Annotated in this window: 8 protein-coding genes; 6 read left to right on the top strand and 2 right to left on the bottom strand. The window is 56.2% G+C overall.

Annotation, left to right across the window (positions count from 1 at the left end):
- Window positions 1–20: 20 nt before the first annotated feature.
- Window positions 21–3,308 carry a serine/threonine-protein kinase gene (locus tag FYC48_RS05330; RefSeq protein ID WP_149495557.1) on the bottom strand — a complete coding sequence of 1,096 codons (3,288 nt, stop codon included), beginning with the start codon at window positions 3,306–3,308 and terminating at the stop codon, window positions 21–23.
- A gap of 233 nt (window positions 3,309–3,541) precedes the next feature.
- Here FYC48_RS05330 and glgA point away from each other — a divergent pair, with 233 nt between their 5' ends.
- The 6 genes from glgA (at window position 3,542) to FYC48_RS05300 (ending at window position 14,980) form a co-directional block, all read left to right on the top strand.
- Complete coding sequence (gene glgA / locus FYC48_RS05325) at window positions 3,542–5,044, top strand: glycogen synthase GlgA (protein ID WP_149495556.1); 1,503 nt, start codon at window positions 3,542–3,544, stop codon at window positions 5,042–5,044.
- Between the two features lie 224 nt (window positions 5,045–5,268).
- Entirely contained in the window at window positions 5,269–6,675 is a 1,407-nt protein-coding gene (locus FYC48_RS05320) for a galactose-1-phosphate uridylyltransferase (protein ID WP_160149334.1), read from the top strand.
- Between the two features lie 674 nt (window positions 6,676–7,349).
- A complete protein-coding gene (locus FYC48_RS05315) occupies window positions 7,350–9,518 on the top strand; it encodes an alpha-amylase/4-alpha-glucanotransferase domain-containing protein (protein WP_149495554.1) in 2,169 nt (722 codons plus the stop codon).
- Window positions 9,519–9,713: 195 nt separating this feature from the next.
- Window positions 9,714–10,577 (top strand): phytanoyl-CoA dioxygenase family protein, encoded by an 864-nt coding sequence (locus FYC48_RS05310; RefSeq protein WP_149495553.1) that lies wholly within the window; start codon window positions 9,714–9,716, stop codon window positions 10,575–10,577.
- On the top strand, window positions 10,574–11,695 hold the full coding sequence (locus FYC48_RS05305; protein ID WP_235034078.1) for a Gfo/Idh/MocA family protein: 1,122 nt from the start codon (window positions 10,574–10,576) through the stop codon (window positions 11,693–11,695). Before FYC48_RS05310 ends, FYC48_RS05305 begins: the two co-directional genes overlap by 4 nt.
- A 78-nt stretch (window positions 11,696–11,773) precedes the next feature.
- The gene (locus FYC48_RS05300) at window positions 11,774–14,980 is read left to right on the top strand and encodes a PAS domain-containing protein (protein ID WP_149495552.1); all 3,207 of its coding nucleotides are present in this window, start codon (window positions 11,774–11,776) and stop codon (window positions 14,978–14,980) included.
- Between the two features lie 27 nt (window positions 14,981–15,007).
- Here the strand turns inward: FYC48_RS05300 and FYC48_RS05295 are convergent, their stop codons facing one another.
- Window positions 15,008–16,480, bottom strand: a complete 1,473-nt coding sequence (locus tag FYC48_RS05295; RefSeq protein ID WP_235034077.1) for an FAD/NAD(P)-binding protein — start codon at window positions 16,478–16,480, stop codon at window positions 15,008–15,010.
- Between the last annotated feature and the right edge of the window lie 80 nt (window positions 16,481–16,560).

The raw sequence follows: 16,560 nt of genomic DNA, 5'->3' as shown, positions 1-16,560 counted from the left end.
CGCTACGGGATGGCGAAACATTAGTTTTCGATTCGAAACTCTTCGGGAAGCTCGTAATTCTTTTTGGCCGCCGCGTCGCGTGTCGTGATCAGAATTTCGGATTCCGCCGGCGGCTTCCCGGTCGGATGGACGACCCAAATCAAGGCTTGTTTGGGGTCTTTGGGACCGGTCGCGGTCGGATCCGGATTGGCCGCCCGAACAACGTCCGTCAAAACCTGGCGCAGCGGGACGGAATCTTTTTCAAAGCCACGGATCTGCTGGTTCTGTGTGATACCGTTGAGTTCGAGGTCGCCGCCGACGATGCGGAGCTTCGGCATCGCCGTTCCTTTGGGTAGGTCCTGGCGAAATTCTTCGGCCACGGCATCGATCGAAAACTGAAGGGACAACTGCAAAAACGAGATCGACATCGGCCGACTGAGCAAGTCCTCCATCGACATAGCCGTGATTTCGGAAGTCGCCTGATCGGCCGCTTGCCCCTGGGCAGTGTTCATTGCCAAGACGGTTGCCAACGAAACTTGCGCCGCCGCTTCGGTCGGCAGGTATGCCGACGCGACGACTGTTGGCCCGTCAATCGTACTCCGTGTTTGCTCGTCAATAAATCGCAACATCAACGGTAAACGGGATGCCAAAACACGCCAGGATCGATCGGGGATGGTGTCTAGTAAAAAACGATCAGCCCAGTCCGGCCAGCCTCGCATCATTTCACGTAGATCGCTTAACAACGTCGCTTGCGACGCGCCGCCGCTGGGGACTTCACGAAGTTCGACATAGCAGGCATTTTCGTCGGCATCGAGTACGATCATCAACGCTGCGACATCGGGGATTAGCCAACTCTTGAGCGCGGACTGGAGTTCTGGAACGCTTTGGTTGATTAGTTCACGGCCATCGGCGATCAAAAAGTTGGGCGTGGCCAAGACGACCAGATCGGTTTCGTCACTAGCGCGATCCCATAGCGTTTGCATGCTGCGGGGTAAGGGGATGCTACCGCCGGAGTTGTCGGCGACTTCGCGAATCTTCTCCAGGGGCCCGACGGCGTAGTCGGTAACGTTTGCGTCTTCGTCCAGCTTGCCGTCTTCACCACCTCCAATGTAGTAAGCCGTCTTAAGATCTTCGTCGGCGTAAAGGACTTGGTTGCCCGATCGGGTCTCGACCGCTTTCCATTGTTTTAGCAGGGCACTCAACGGCGTCGGCTTGACCAGTCGAACCGACATCGCCGCTTGAGGCCTGCCCATCGAACCGGGAAAGAAAGCCAAGGTGCATTGATCAATTTCCCGTGCCGGCACACCCGCGCGATCGGACAGGAATTCGATCAACAGATCGAGTTCGATGTCGAACGCTTGATGAATTGGCAATGTCTTTTCAACCAGACTGGCGAGCGACAACTTGGCGATCACTGCGGGGCCCGGGGGCAGCAGTTGCAACGAGGGAGCGTTGGAGTCGGAGCGATACGGCGGAACCCAAAGCAAGCGATCGTTGTCGACGATTTCAAATCCCCGCAAACGCTCCGGCCCATCGTTGACCTCGGGCGTGCGTCTCGCCTCGCCAACCTTGGGGATGTTACTTGCCAGCGCGGGATTGGGACGAGGCTTGGGATTCGGTTGCGGGCCGCGTCCACGTAGCGCAATAGCGAGCCCCAGGAGCGTGACCGGCAAAACCATGATCCCGGCCAAGATAGGGATGCGGTTCTTTTTTCTTCGGCGGCGTTTGCGTAGCGTCGTTGCCGTCGAACTCTCGGTCGCCAAGGCAGTGCCGCCTTCTGGAATGACCGCCGGCGGTTCGACTGTAGGCACCGGACCGGATGTGGTTGTGATAGCCGGTACGGGCGATTCACCGCTGGCTGCCTCGGCAGTGCTAGCTTCGGCAGTGCTACCCGGGGACGGTATCGGCGTTGTTTCGGTTGAGGTAGCGGCGTCAACCTCGGGCGGTTTTCTTTGCTGATTTGCTCGCTTCCGATCGTCTTGCTTGCGAGCCTCTGTCGGCGCCGTTGTCGCGGCTTTTACAGTTTCAGAGGTCGGCGTCGGCGTCGGCGATGAATTTTGTGCCGGCCGGGGCGGTTCCGGGGCAGGTGGAGAAGGCGTTTTCGCCTTGACCGGCCGATCAGAAACGGTCGGCTTAGCGGGGGCTGACGGTGCCGGATTCTGTTCGCCGGCGATGTCACTGCTGGAAACAATGTCACGACTGGAAACATCATTGCTGACAGCTTGGACGGCTGGCGGCGCGGGCTTGGTTGCCGAGGTATTCGTTTTGCTCGGAGGCAGCTCGGCGACTCGTTGCAGTGCGGCGGCAAAGGTAGCCGCCGAATCGAATCGAGCGTCTCGCGTTTTTGCCATGGCATACGCGATCACGCGTAGCAACGGATCGCCATCGGCGCCTTGCTCGATCGCATGCTGCAATTCGGGAGGTGTGATTTCGTTATGGGCTGCGAAGAGATCACGATCGGTAGCTTCGTCAAACACCGGTCGGCCGGAGTACACCGTCAGTAGCAAACAGCCGAGTGAATACAAGTCCGAGGCGGCACTCGGGGCGACGTTTGGATCGGCGAGTTCTGGGGCTGCGTACCGGGCCGGTGATTCGATCCGTTCGATCCAACTTGCCGATAGGTCGGCGTGTGGCGAGCGAGCTGGAGAGGACGGATCACGAAGCAGGACCGCATTGCCTTTGATGGTGACCCAAACATGGTCGGCTCCGACGGCACCGTGCGCAAGACCGCCGTTGTCCGACGTGTGCAGCGTTGACAATGCTTCGGCCAGATCGATCCCCAACCGCACGGTTTTGCGGAAGCTGAGCTTAGATTTGTTTTTTAGGACGCTCCAAAGCGGCGCCCCGGTTGGCAACGGCGAAAATATCTCGACGATTTGTTCGTCGTCCCCGGCTTGAGCCCCGCCGGAGAGTTCGATCGGTTGCAACGTCGGATGGCGAATTTCGCTGTGAGCGGCCAACCAACCGCGACGCGATTCATCGAGTGCTGACAGTGGGGCGCGAAGCAAGAAGCCTTGTCGACTTTGTGAATGGGACTCGGTGACTGCCGTTTGGGCAGGAATCCAGTGAGTCAGGGGACGAACCGGCGTTTCGTCGCGGATGACGAAGTTGCCCAATCGCAACGCCGGCGCTGCCTCGCCGACCAAACATTGCCCTTGATATTTTGTGATCACGCCTTGTTGGATCAGAAAGTTCGCGATCGTAGTCGCATCGAGAACCTGATCGCCAAACTTTTGGGCGATCAGGTCCGCGTATTTCTTGTAACCGTGCTGATCCGTCAGACCGGACTTCACAAGACGTAACCAAAACTCAGTCGGTGCGATCGGCATGCAGGCAGTAAATCAAGGGTTAGGGGCAAACAGGCGATCCGTTGAACACAGTTTAGCTGATACAACAGAATTTCGGTTCTCTCGCGACCATGCTCGTCCGGCATGTTCGCTAATTGCGTCCCATAATTTTCCGTACGGGTGGGTGAAAGCGATGGATGACGCGGGCCGCTTGGCCAACATCATGCCGCCTCACCGCAGATCAACATGCTTTCCAAACGAAGATTGCTTGTATTTTGAATATCGTCTACTTGAGTTCCGAGGCTGTCCCTTTCGCCAAGACCGGGGGGTTGGCTGACGTTTGCGGCACGCTACCGCGTGAAGTCGCCGCGCTCGGACATCGCTGCACGGTCATCATTCCCGCGTTCCGCTCCGTCCGCCGATCGGGCTGTGCGATCGAAACGACGGACCAAAGTTTCGCGATTCCGATCAGTTCCGAAAAGCTGGTCGGCGGGCGATTGCTGAAAAGCCATCTTCCGCACAGCGACGTCGAAGTCCTGATGATCGATCAGCCGCACTACTTTGATCGGCCTTCGCTGTACGGTGATGCCACGGGCGATTACCCAGACAACGCCGAACGCTTTACGTTCTTTTGCCGGGCCGCACTCGTCGCGCTCCAGCGTCTCGGTCGCAACGTCGACATCGTTCATTGCAACGACTGGCAAACCGGTTTAATCCCCGGTCTGATCCGAGCGAACGCCGATCGATTGAGCACACTCAAGGACGCCGCGACGATCTTGACGATTCACAACATGGCGTATCAAGGACAGTTCCCTGCCGAGTCGTTTCCGATGACCGGACTGAAATGGTCCGAGTTCAATCACAACACATACGAGTATTACGGCTATTGGAACTTCTTGAAGGCCGGCGTTGCGATGTCAGACTTAGTCACCACCGTGAGTCCTCGCTACGCGATGGAAATCCAAACACCGCACCATGGTTGTGGTCTCGATGGTGTGATCGCGTCACGTGGTGGCCGGGTGATGGGAATCACCAATGGCATCGACACCTCGGTCTGGAACCCGTCGATCGATGAAAACCTGACCGAGCGATACGACGTCGATAGCTGGCAAAAAGGCAAGCTTGCCAACAAGCGTTCGCTACAGGCAGAATTCAAACTCGATGTCTCCGATGACATACCAATGATTGGCCTAGTCGGTCGCTTAGCCGATCAGAAAGGCTGGGATCTGATCTTGCCGGTGATCGAACGCCATGTCTCCGAAGGCCGCCCGACGCAATGGATGGTACTCGGAAGCGGTGACCCCAGAATCGAATCGGAGCTGAAACGTTTAGCCACCGATGCGCCTCATCAAGTCGCCGCACACGTGGGCTTTAATGACTCACTTGCCCATCGCATCGAAGCCGGCTCGGATCTGTTTGTGATGCCGAGTCATTACGAACCCTGTGGTCTCAACCAGCTCTATAGTTTGCGGTATGGCACGGTCCCTGTCGTGACTTCGACAGGCGGTTTGGCCGATACGGTCATCGATACGACGGCTGAGTCGATCGCTAAGAAAACGGCAACGGGCTTTCATCTTTGGGAGAACTCACCCCACGGTCTTGATGAAGCCATCGGTCGAGCACTGTACTTGCGTTATCACGAGAAAAAAATCTGGGACGAGTTAGTCCGCCGTGGGATGGGGGCCGACTGGTCCTGGAGGAAGAGTGCTTCCCGGTATGTCTCGCTTTATGAAAGCGCAATTGCCCTTACTGAGACTTCAACCGAATTGCCAAGTTGAGCGAGCTTGGCGGCATTGGAAAATATTAAAATTCACACCTTGAACCCCGAGTAAAATCGCTAGAGTTGTTCGGATAGGGAGTGCGCCGAGCCACCAAAAAAGGGAGTCTCCAGGGGCCCGCGACGCGGCTTCGTCATTCGCCAACCGCCAGCGACATTTCGGTGTCAACTGGTGTTTGCGCCGGCGGAGTGATTGCCGTTAACCATCAAGAAAAGCAGTTCGCTATGTTCCCAGACGCCGATTCTGATATGAAACCAGAGACGGCGAACTCTTCTGCACCCGATCAGGTGCGTGAGGCGGAGTTAGGGTTTGCTGCCAACCGCAAGACGCCAAAGACTGACGGTCCAATTGATATGGACACTCGTCTATCGACGGACGAGAAAACAAGAGTGATGCTATCCGTTCGCCGATCCAGCCGAAAACTCGACAAACGCTGGGACGTCGATCCGGACACTCAAGATCAACTGTTGGCCGAGCATACGTGGCTAACCGATGAATCCGCCTCGCACTCGCGACGCGACCAATTGACCGGGGGTTGGACCATCTATGCGCCCAGCCGTGACCAACGCCCCAACGAATACGCACCGGCTCCATCGATGCCGCCGGTCGCTTTGGGGAACGGCCAGATTCAAGTCGGCTGTCCGTTCTGCGCCGGCTCCGAACAACAGACGCCAGAAGCGGTTTGGACGGGACGCCTCGGCGACCTGACCGCGGTACCGACCGATCAAGGTGCCGACCGATTCGCCCGTCCGGCAGTGAGTGTTTGCTATGGCGAGCAACCCGGCTGGGATGTCCGCGTCGTACCTAACAAATTCCCTGCGATCACGGCGATCGATCCGAATCTTGCCAGTCTGGCGGAAACATCGACCGATCAATTGTTTCCATCAGCCCCGGTTGTCGGTGGACACGAGGTGATCATCGAATCGTCTGGTCATGCCGAAAACATGGCCTCGTTCGATCCAGCCCTGGTCTATCTGACGCTCGTTGCCTATCGCGAACGAATTCGCCACTGGGCATCTGTCGATGGCATCCGCTATATCAGCGTCTTCAAGAACTGCGGGCCCGAAGCCGGGGCATCGCTGCATCACAGCCATAGCCAACTGATCGCAACGAGCCTATTACCCCAGGCCGCCCGCGTTACGCTGGCTCGCTGTGAAACACACCGCGCCCGAACGGGAAGCTCACTCGGATGTGATTTGCTGCGGGCTGAGTGCGAACAAAAGAGCCGACTGATCGACCGCACCGACTCGTTCGTCGCATACAGTCCTTTTGCGAGTCGATTCCCCGGAATGATTCGAGTCACCTCGATGGGACATCAATCGCACTTCGAGAATTTCGACGATGCAACGCTCGACCGTCTCGCCAGCTTGCTAACCCGGGTGATCTACTGGGTCGATCAGGCGTTTCCCGGAAAGGCATACAATTACCTCCTGCACACCTGCCCGCCGGCCGCATCGCAACCGGAAGCGTTCCAGTGGTGGCTGGATATTTTCCCACGAATCAACAAGGCCGCCGGCTTCGAATGGAGCAGCGATTGCATGATCAATTCAATGCTGCCCGAAGTTGCCGCCGCGAATTATCGCCGTATCGCACGCAAGGACGACCCGCGTCGCGTCCTGGCTTTTGGCTAATCGCTTTTGATAAGCAACGCGTGATTGCCCCAAACGCATTGGTTCGCCGATGGGTTGATTCAAGAGAAATCACGCCCAATCAGCCGTTTGGCGTTCGCCACGGTTGCCACTTAGCCCTCGAACCAGCCTGAACCGATTCGGCTGCTCCCGAACCAACACACTTGTCAGTGGACATTGCGTGCTTGGTCCACCGCTTCGAATTACGCTCAGCTGGCCGCGACATGCACCAATTGCAGAGTGTCTAGGATGCTTGCATCGAGTCAAAAAGTGCGTCGTTTGCGATGTTTCAGTCGATGCATGCAAAATCGACTTGCCAACGGGGCGGTGATGCGAACCGTCTTAAAGAACGATCAGCCAACAACAGCGCCGAGCAATCATCGATGATAGTTTTCCTGAAACTCTAAAGACTCGCGCTATCAAGACGCGACTCGGCTGCCGATAGATTGATTGGTAGGCCTGGAAAGCTTTGCGGCGTGCGGGGCTTTTTCGCCGTGGGTTGTGTTTAGCTTTTGCATGGCCGGAAATTTTTTGCTATCAGTGATAACGTAGCTGAGAGAGATATTCGGGATTGCCGGCCTGTTCCGTACAATCCGCGTCCGTTCCGATTTCGTTCGGGCTGAGCCGCAGCCTGATTCACGACTTGCATTCAATTTAATTTTAACGCACCACCTGATATGTCCGCTCACGTTCATCTCTGCCTGGTTTTGCACAACCATCAACCGATTGGAAACTTTGATGGTGTATTCGAGCAAGCGTATCAGGATAGCTATCTACCGTTTTTGGAAGTCTTCGAGCCCTACGAGCAGCTTCAAATCTCGCTGCACACCTCGGGGCCGTTGATGCTGTGGCTGGCCGAACGTCACCCGGAGTATCTTGATCGATTACGTCTGTTGGTCGAAGCCGGCCGGGTTGAAATCATCGGTGGGCCGCAGTACGAACCAATCTTGACGATGCTGCCTTCTCGAGATCGTGTCGGACAGATCGAATCCTACAGTCGCTGGCTGGAGCGGCATTTGGGCGCCACTCCCAAGGGCATGTGGATGCCTGAGCGTGTTTGGGAATCGTCGCTGACAAGTGACATAGTCGATGCCGGGATCAGTTACACCGTACTGGACGACTACCATTTCCGCGCCGCAGGACTGCGAACGGAGGAGATGACCGGGTTCTTCATGACCGAAGACGATGGTCGATTGCTGCGGATCTTCCCGGGATCAGAACACCTGCGTTATACGATTCCGTTCCAACCGGTCGAAGCGACGATCAAGCATTGCCGTGAAGTTGCCGAAAAGACGCCCGGAGCCGTGCTGACGTTTGGTGACGACGGTGAAAAGTTTGGAACGTGGCCCGATACCAAGGTGCACGTCTACGAGCGTGGATGGTTGCGTGGTCTATTCGACGCCTTGACCGAAAATTCGTCTTGGCTTCACACCGTGACATTGAACGAGGCGATCGACCGGACACCTTCGCGCGGCAAAGTTTATTTGCCCGATTGCAGCTATCGCGAAATGACCGAGTGGTCGTTGCCAACCAAGGCTCAACAAACGCTCGATCATGTCACGCACGAAATGGAATCCGACCCGCACTGGAAGGATTTGAAGAACTTTGTCCGTGGTGGTTATTGGCGAAACTTCAAACGGAAGTACGAAGAAACCAACGAGATGTACGCTCGGATGATGCACGTTAGTCGTCGCGTCGCCGACGCCGAAGCGGCCGGTGTCGACTCCGGGCAACTGGCCGTGATTCGAGATCATCTTTACCGCGGCCAATGCAACTGTCCTTACTGGCACGGGGCATTCGGCGGGATTTACCTGCCACACCTTCGAAATGCGATCTACGAACATCTGATCACGGCCGACAATTTGCTGGCCCAATTGACCGGTGAGTTCAATGATACGGCAGTGACGGCGACCAACGACGATTACAACTTTGACGGCGTTCAAGAAGTACGGCTCAGCAATGATAAGCTGTGCGCCTGGGTTCAACCGGGGCGGGGTGGCCGAATTTACGAATTGGACGTCCGCAAGATCAGTCACAACTTACTCGCCACCTTGCAGCGTCGGCCCGAAAGCTATCACCAAAAAGTTCTCGCCGGCCCCAACGCGGCTGGTGACGACGTCGCCAGCATTCACGACCGAGTCGTCTTTAAGCAGGCCGATTTGGACAAGCGATTGCAATACGATCGCTATGCACGCAAAAGCTTGATGGACCATTTCTATGACAATGACGCCGGCATGGAATCGGTCTGGCGTGGTGAAGCAATGGAACGCGGTGACTTTGTCGAGCTACCGTTCAAAACCAAACTTCGCCGTGGCGGTGATCGCGTTCAAGTACAGATGCGCCGCGAAGGCAATGCTTGGGGAATCCCAATTGCATTGACCAAGGCCATCACCTTGGTCGCCGGTAGCGAGACAATGGAAGTGACGTACCTGCTTGAAAATCTTCCCCAAGACCGCGACCTGCACTTCGGTGTCGAGATGAACTTTGCCGGTCTTCCGGCCGGTGCCGATGATCGTTATTTCAGCGACGAAAACGGCCAACGGTTGGGTCAGCTCGGCGAAACCCTAGACTTGCAGGACGCGACAGGCCTTGGCCTTTCGGATCGTTGGTTGGGGATTGATGTCTCGCTCAAGCTGGATCGCCCCAGTGGCATCTGGGCTTTCCCGATCGAGACGGTCAGCCAAAGTGAAGCCGGCTTTGAATTGGTTCATCAAAGCGTCTGCGTGCAACCGCACTGGTTGGTGCGGGGTGATAGCGAAGGGCGCTGGCACGTGACCATCGAGATGTCGGCGGCTTGCGAACAGAACGCCGAAACAGTTGATCAAGAGCAGGTCATCCAGCTCTAAAGCAATTGCCTTGTGATCGCCCTCCATGCGATCGATTAGCCGATAGGCGTTTGCACCGGTTTTCTTCCAACAACCGGTGCGAAACACCAACCGCCGGAACACGCAGACTAGAACGCAGCAATCACGTCGCGCCCATGGTATCATCGCAGGTCCTTCCCGAAGTGTTTGACCTGCCCACCGGATGCGTTGCTTGCTATGTCACCAAGACTCGATTCTGCCGATCTCAGCAATTACCAAAGCGATGGTTTTCTTTATCGTCGTGCGCTCTTCGACGCCGATGAAATCGACCTACTGCGACGTTCGGCCAAAGAAGACAAACGTCTAGATGACCATTCATTCGGCCGAAATGATGGCGAAGGCGGTACAGTCCGTTTGTCGCTTTGGAACCATCCCGGTGATGGAATCTATGGTGCCTTCGCCCGATGCGAACGGATCGTGGATACCGCCGAACAGCTACTTGGTGACGAACCGTACCATTATCATTCGAAGATGATCATGAAGGATGCTCGTGTCGGCGGTGCTTGGGCATGGCACCAGGACTATGGGTATTGGTACGGCAACGGAGTGCTGACACCGAATCTGTTGAGCGTGTTTATCGCGGTCGATCCCAGCACGCGACTGAACGGTTGTTTGCAAGTCATCCGCGGTTCGCACCTCTGCGGACGAGTGGAACATCGGCTGACCGGCGAACAAGCAGGCGCCGACCCAGAGCGTGTCGAACACATCTTGAAACGGATGGAACACCTGCATATCGAGATGGAACCTGGCGATGCCCTATTCTTTCATTCCAACCTATTACACCGTAGCGATCAAAACCGATCGGACTCACCTCGTTGGGCGATGGTGTGTTGCTACAACGCCAAGTCCAACGATCCCTATAAAGATTCTCACCACCCACGATACACGCCGCTCGATCGACTGGAGGATGACGCGATCAGACAGATCGGCGCTCGTCGATTTACCGAAACGGACCCTGACAAGCTCTCCTCAGACGAAGTCGGGTTTCTTGATCCCAACCGAGATGCCAGTGCGAAGTCACTCGAAGCCGGGCAACAATGATGTTTAGAGACGCCGCGCCGGGCAACTCCGCTGCCGACTCGGTAGATTCGCTCGACTACCTTCCCCAACTCCCCGATCGACGTGATGTTCCGATCGGTTGTATCGGAGCGGGATTCATCATGGCGGATTGCCATCTGGTGGCTTACCGGGATAACGGTTTTCTGCCGGTTGCGATCGCCTCACGTTCGCACCAGCGCGCCCAAGCGGTCGCGCAGCGACACGATATTGACCAAGCCTATTCGAGCTATCAGGAATTACTACGTGATCCTCGCATCGAGGTCATCGATGTTGCCGTTCCACCGGACTGCTTACGGGCCGTGATCAGCGAAGTGGTGCGAGCGCCACAGGTTCGTGGCATACTGGCTCAAAAACCGCTCGGCGGTGACCGCGCCGAAGCCGAGCAAATCGTTCGGATGTGTGAAGACGCCGGTAAAGTGCTATGCGTGAATCAAAACATGCGATACGACCAGTCCGTTCGTGCGGCATGGCAATTGATTCGCCAAGGCTCGTTTGGCGATCCCGTCTTGGCGACGATCGACATGCGGGCGATTCCACACTGGATGCCTTGGCAAGAGCGGCAGGGCTGGATGACGTGTCGCATCATGTCGATTCATCACCTCGACACGATGCGGTTTTGGTTTGGCGATCCCGTCCGTGTGTTTGCCAGTTTTCGATCCGACCCGCGCACCAGCTTTCCGCACTCCGATGGAATCGGCTTGTATATCTTGGAGTACGCCAGCGGGTTGCGTTGCATGATCTGCGACGACGTCTGGGCCGGGCCGGCGAAGGAAGGCGCCGCGGCGGATTTAGGGATTAAGTATCGCATCGAAGGTGTCGAGGGCATGGCCTTGGGCACCATCGGTTGGCCAAGTTATCCCAAGCGGACCCCAAGCACACTTGATTACACCACCATCGACGCACCGGCTTGGAAGCGACCGCGTTGGAATGAAGTATGGTTTCCGGATGCCTTTGTCGGACCGATGGCGGAACTTTTGTGTTCGCTTGAGCAGGGAACGACGCCTTCTCTTTCGGGGCGAAACAATCTGGCGACGATGGAACTGGTAGACGCTTGTTACCGTTCGGCAAAAGAGCACCGCGCAATCGAGCTCGGTTCCTGATCGCGAATGGCGTGTGACAAGGTTATGCTGCAATAGAATTCGATCTTTTCCGCGAACGATGCGAAGGCGAACGAGGCGATGGCCAACGCGAGCTCCAATGATTCTGAAGCGACCTATCGATCGCTAATCGAAAGTCTACCGCTGTGCGTGATCCGCAAAGACCTACAAGGACGTTTGCAATATGCTAACGAGCTCGCCTGTGATGTGATTGGCCGAACCTCATCGGAACTGGTCGGCAAAACAGATTTTGACCTATTCCCTGCGGACCTCGCTAAAAAGTATCTCGCCGACGATCGCCAGGTGGTTGAATCCGGGCGGCTCTACCATAACGTCGAACGCCATCAAGATTCCGCCGGAACGATCAAGTATGTCGAGGTCTGGAAGGCCCCGGTCCGAGATGATGCCGGCGAAGTGACCGGTATCCAAGTGATGTTCTGGGATGTGACCGACCAGAAAAACACCGAACATCAGATCGAGTTTGAACGTCACTTGCTTTCCATTCTACTGGATACCGTCCCCGACTCGATCTATTTCAAGGATAGCGAAAGCAGATTCATTCGCCTTAGTCGGAGCTGTGCTCAAAAGCTAGGCTTAGACGATCCACGTGAGGCGATCGGAAAATCAGACGCTGATTTTTTTGGTCGCGAGCATGCCAAGGACGCCCTCGCTGACGAACGGCGGATTTTGGAAACCGGTGAAATGATTCAGGGAAAGATCGAACGCGAGACATACCCTGATCGCAAGGAAACATGGTGCAGCACCACAAAAGCCCCCTTGGTCGATGCGATCGGTCAAATCGTCGGAACGGTGGGGATATCACGTGACGTTTCGGAGCAGATTCGTGCCGAACGAGAGCTGTCACGCGAACGTGATCTGCTAAAGACGATCATCAACAATGTTCCCGACTTAATCTATGTCAAGGATCGTGCGGGTCGGTTCGTGACCGCCAATCAGTCCCTGATTAACTTGCTGGGGCTTGAATCGACCGATCAAATCATTGGCAAGAGCGACTACGATTTCTCGCCGGCCGAAATGGCCTGTAACTATGTCACCGACGATCAAAATGTGATGCGAACCGGTGAAGCGTTGTTCGATCGTGAGGAATCTCACCAAGGTTCAGACGGACAACCACGCTGGTTGTTGACAACCAAGGTTCCGCTGCGTGGCAGCGAAGGCACCGTCATCGGAGTCGTCGGGATCGGTCACGACATCACCGAACGCAAAAAGTTTGAAAAAGAAATCGTTGACGCAAAAGAACTGGCCGACAAAGCGAACCGTGCCAAAAGCGATTTCCTGGCTAACATGAGCCACGAAATCCGTACGCCGATGAACGCCATCATCGGAATGACGGACCTGCTGCTCGACACACGACTCGATGCGACCCAACGCAGTTTCCTTTCGATGGTTCAAGAATCTGGCGAGGCGCTACTGTCGATCATCAACGACATTTTGGATTTTTCAAAGATCGAAGCCGGCAAGCTTGAGATCGAACCGCAGACATTTGACCTGCGGGAAAGCATCGGTGATACGATGAAGACACTGGGACTGAAAGCACACGCCAAAGGGTTGGAACTTGCCTTTCGTGTTGAGCCCACTGTTCCCCGGTATGTCGTTGGCGACGCCGGGAGGATTCGTCAGATCTTGGTCAATTTGGTAGGCAACGCGATCAAGTTCACCGAGCAGGGAGAGGTCTTTGTCGACGCCAAGGTCAAACAGCTCGACAAGGACACACTCGTGCTCACACTGCGCGTTCAAGACACCGGTGTTGGGATTCCCCCCGAACGTTGCGAGGCAATTTTTCAGGAATTCGAACAAGCCGACACCTCGGTCACCCGTCGATTCGGAGGCACCGGCCTGGGACTCGCCATCTCGACTCGCCTGGTCTCACTAATGGGCGGAACGATCGAAGTCGATAGCGAGGTTGGCCGAGGCAGCACGTTCGAGTTTGACCTCCATCTCGGAGTCGCCGATAACGCCGAGTCGAGCGCGACGCGTGGGTTGGTGTATGTCGGCGGAACGAAAGTCTTGATTGTCGACGACAACTCGACCAATCGAGCGATCTTACAAGAGATGTTTTCGAACTGGGGCATGACCCCGGTACTGGCCGAATCCGGCGAGGTCGCCTTGAAACTGCTTCGCGAAGCCGAACGTGAAGACCAGCCATGCAAATTGATCGTGACCGACATCCATATGCCCGAAATGAGTGGCTATGACTTGGTCAAAACGGTTCGCGACGATCCGAGCCTTGCCGACACACCGATCATCATCTTGACCAGTGCCGGTCGGCAGGGTGACCAAGCATTAAACATCGAATTGCAAATCGCCGAACGGTTGCTCAAGCCGGTAAAGCAATCCGAAATCTTTGATGCGATCGTGCGGACGCTCGGGGTCAATGGTGCCGAGGACGAACAATCGCATCCGTCCGAGCAGTGCAGTGATGCATCGCTTGCCGGGCTTCGCGTGCTGTTGGCCGAAGACAACGTTGTCAATCAAAAGCTTGCCATCGGAGTGCTCACGCGTCTTGGGATCCAGGTCACGGTGGTCAACGACGGACAAGCCGCAATCGATCAAACGAACGCAGAGGTTTATGACGCGGTTCTGATGGACGTGCAGATGCCGGAGGTTGACGGCCTGGCCGCGACCGAGCAAATCCGTCAGCGTGAACAGTCCACCGGTTGTCATGTTCCGATCATCGCGATGACGGCCCACGCGATGAAAGGTGATCGCCAACGCTGCCTCGATTCGGGGATGGATGATTATATCCCCAAGCCAATTCGCATCGGGACACTGAAGGAAAAGTTGGGGGAGATCATCGAACGCTTTGGACGGTCGACCGCGCCGGTCGGTGAGACATCTTCCCATGACACGCCTGTCACGTCAGAGCCACTGGCTGCGACCGAGCAGGCCGATGCTGAAGTTTCGGAATCAGAGCCTACTTCTTCCACTTATAACCTTTCCCATGCGAGGCAGCTGGTCGGGGGCAACGAAGAACTGCTGGCAGATTTAGTCGCCGCTTACCTTCAGGAAAGCGAGGTTTTGCTAGGGCAATTGGGCAGTGCGGTCAAGGCCGGCGACTTTGCGCTCGTTCGCCGAGTCGCGCACACACTCGGCGGTGCGTCGCGTAGCGTCGGGGCTGACCAGGCGGCGTCGACGGCAGGCGAGCTACAATCGATCAGCGATGATCCACAGAAAGATCGCGTCATCTCACTAGAGGCAACGCTACGACAACAAGTCGGCGACGTGATCACGGTGATGAATGCGTATCAAGCGAAGCGCCAGAAGTAACCAGCTAAACAACGGGTCCACGAAGGTCTAAATGCTGTACTCGATCGTGTCCTTCTTGGCGATCGTGGCGGGTTCTTGGTTGAGGATAGACTTAGCGACGTGATAGGCTTGTTGTCGTAATTCAGGGACGGCGACACTTTCCCAAAGCGTCCCTTTGAGGATCGGACCGATCGCGTGAAGGAACGACGAAACATGATCGCTCCGGTCAAGAACTTCAAAGTCATCTGTCACCGCTATTCCCATGTCCATAGAGTCGGGTTTCGCGAGTCCTCGATCGAATAGATTGCGATAGAGAGAAAGGCTCGAATCAGAAAACCGCGACTTTGGCCCGGTGCAGTTAATCACGACGTCGCCTTCGATCATCTTTTTCTCGCCGTCTCGGCCGACCAGATGAATCTCGATTCCGTTTTCACCGGATGCCAGTGATTCAATCGTCGCCGGCCGAATGGTGAGCTGGCCACAGTCGAGCGCGTCGGTGACCGCGTCATGAATCGGCCCGGCAATGCGGTGACGAATGACGTTCCAATCCGCCGCGTATTTCCTCAAGAATTGCTGCCGCTCTTCATGAGTGAATGCTTTCCACAGTTGCTGAGTTCGACTGCGCAGTTTATCAACGGAGATCGCCGGGTTTTGGCTGACACCGCGCAGCCGTTCACAGTCCTGGCGAATCAGCCGCACCAGTTCTTTAAGCGAGCGTGTTTGCCCGTCGTCCGGAACCGCGTGTGGCCATTCGATACCGCGGAAGTGCCGCTGCGGTAGCATCCCGTTTCGCGAAATCGCGGTGACCTTGCCACACCATCCCTTATGGCGAAGCGTGACGATGACATCAACCGCCGTCAGACCGGTTCCTAAAATGATGATGTGCTGGTCTTCACTCGGCAGGTTTTCATGCCAATTCATCCAGGGGTTGCCACAGTACCGACGATCGTTGGCCAGCTTGTTTGCCCCTGGCAAACCCGCAGGCGGCTGATTGCCGGTGGCCAGGATGATCGATTCGGCTTCGATCGGATCACCGTTTTCAAGCATCACGACCCCACCCTTCTCGCCTTGGCGTGGCTTGATGTCGGTCGCACAGTCTTCGATGACTTCGCAGCGCACCTTCGATCGCGGATCGGCGTCGCCGAGATAATGCGCCGCAAGGCTGCGAATGTAATCACCGTAGATCCGTCGCGGGATAAACGTTTCCCGTAGCGTGGTGTCATCCATCGCATCGTATTCGCAGCGGGACCGTAACCATTCAAAAAAATGCGACGGGTGATCAGGAAAAGCGGACATATTCCGAGCCGCGACGTTCAACAAATGTTCGTTCCGAGTCGTCCCATAGGCGGTTCCCCGGCCAAAGGGACGGCCTGAGTTGACGATGACGACACGCTGCGACTTTTTCGCGAATCGGACGAGGTTGACTGCCGCGAGCGTGCCACTGAAACCGCCACCGATGATGGCAGTCGTCGGAATCGCGGTTGAATCCATCTCAAGCGATGTCGTGTCAGTCGAAGGCATGAAGCGATTTCCGGAGGTCAAAGCGGTACGTAAGCCTCGGCATGTCGCGTCGCGGAACGACACAATCACAGAACGGCGCC

Source organism: Roseiconus lacunae (genome assembly GCF_008312935.1).
Lineage (GTDB): Bacteria > Planctomycetota > Planctomycetia > Pirellulales > Pirellulaceae > Stieleria > Stieleria lacunae.
The sequence above is the reverse complement of the archived record's forward strand: the minus strand, read 5'-3'. Positions and strand labels throughout refer to the sequence as shown.

Coding starts and splice junctions, on each gene's coding strand:
- FYC48_RS05330 (WP_149495557.1), bottom strand. CDS start 3,308: ATGCCGATCGCACCGACTGAGTTTTGGTTACGTCTTGTGAAGTCCGGT.
- FYC48_RS05320 (WP_160149334.1), top strand. CDS start 5,269: ATGTTCCCAGACGCCGATTCTGATATGAAACCAGAGACGGCGAACTCT.
- FYC48_RS05315 (WP_149495554.1), top strand. CDS start 7,350: ATGTCCGCTCACGTTCATCTCTGCCTGGTTTTGCACAACCATCAACCG.
- FYC48_RS05310 (WP_149495553.1), top strand. CDS start 9,714: ATGTCACCAAGACTCGATTCTGCCGATCTCAGCAATTACCAAAGCGAT.
- FYC48_RS05305 (WP_235034078.1), top strand. CDS start 10,574: ATGATGTTTAGAGACGCCGCGCCGGGCAACTCCGCTGCCGACTCGGTA.
- FYC48_RS05300 (WP_149495552.1), top strand. CDS start 11,774: ATGGCCAACGCGAGCTCCAATGATTCTGAAGCGACCTATCGATCGCTA.
- FYC48_RS05295 (WP_235034077.1), bottom strand. CDS start 16,480: ATGCCTTCGACTGACACGACATCGCTTGAGATGGATTCAACCGCGATT.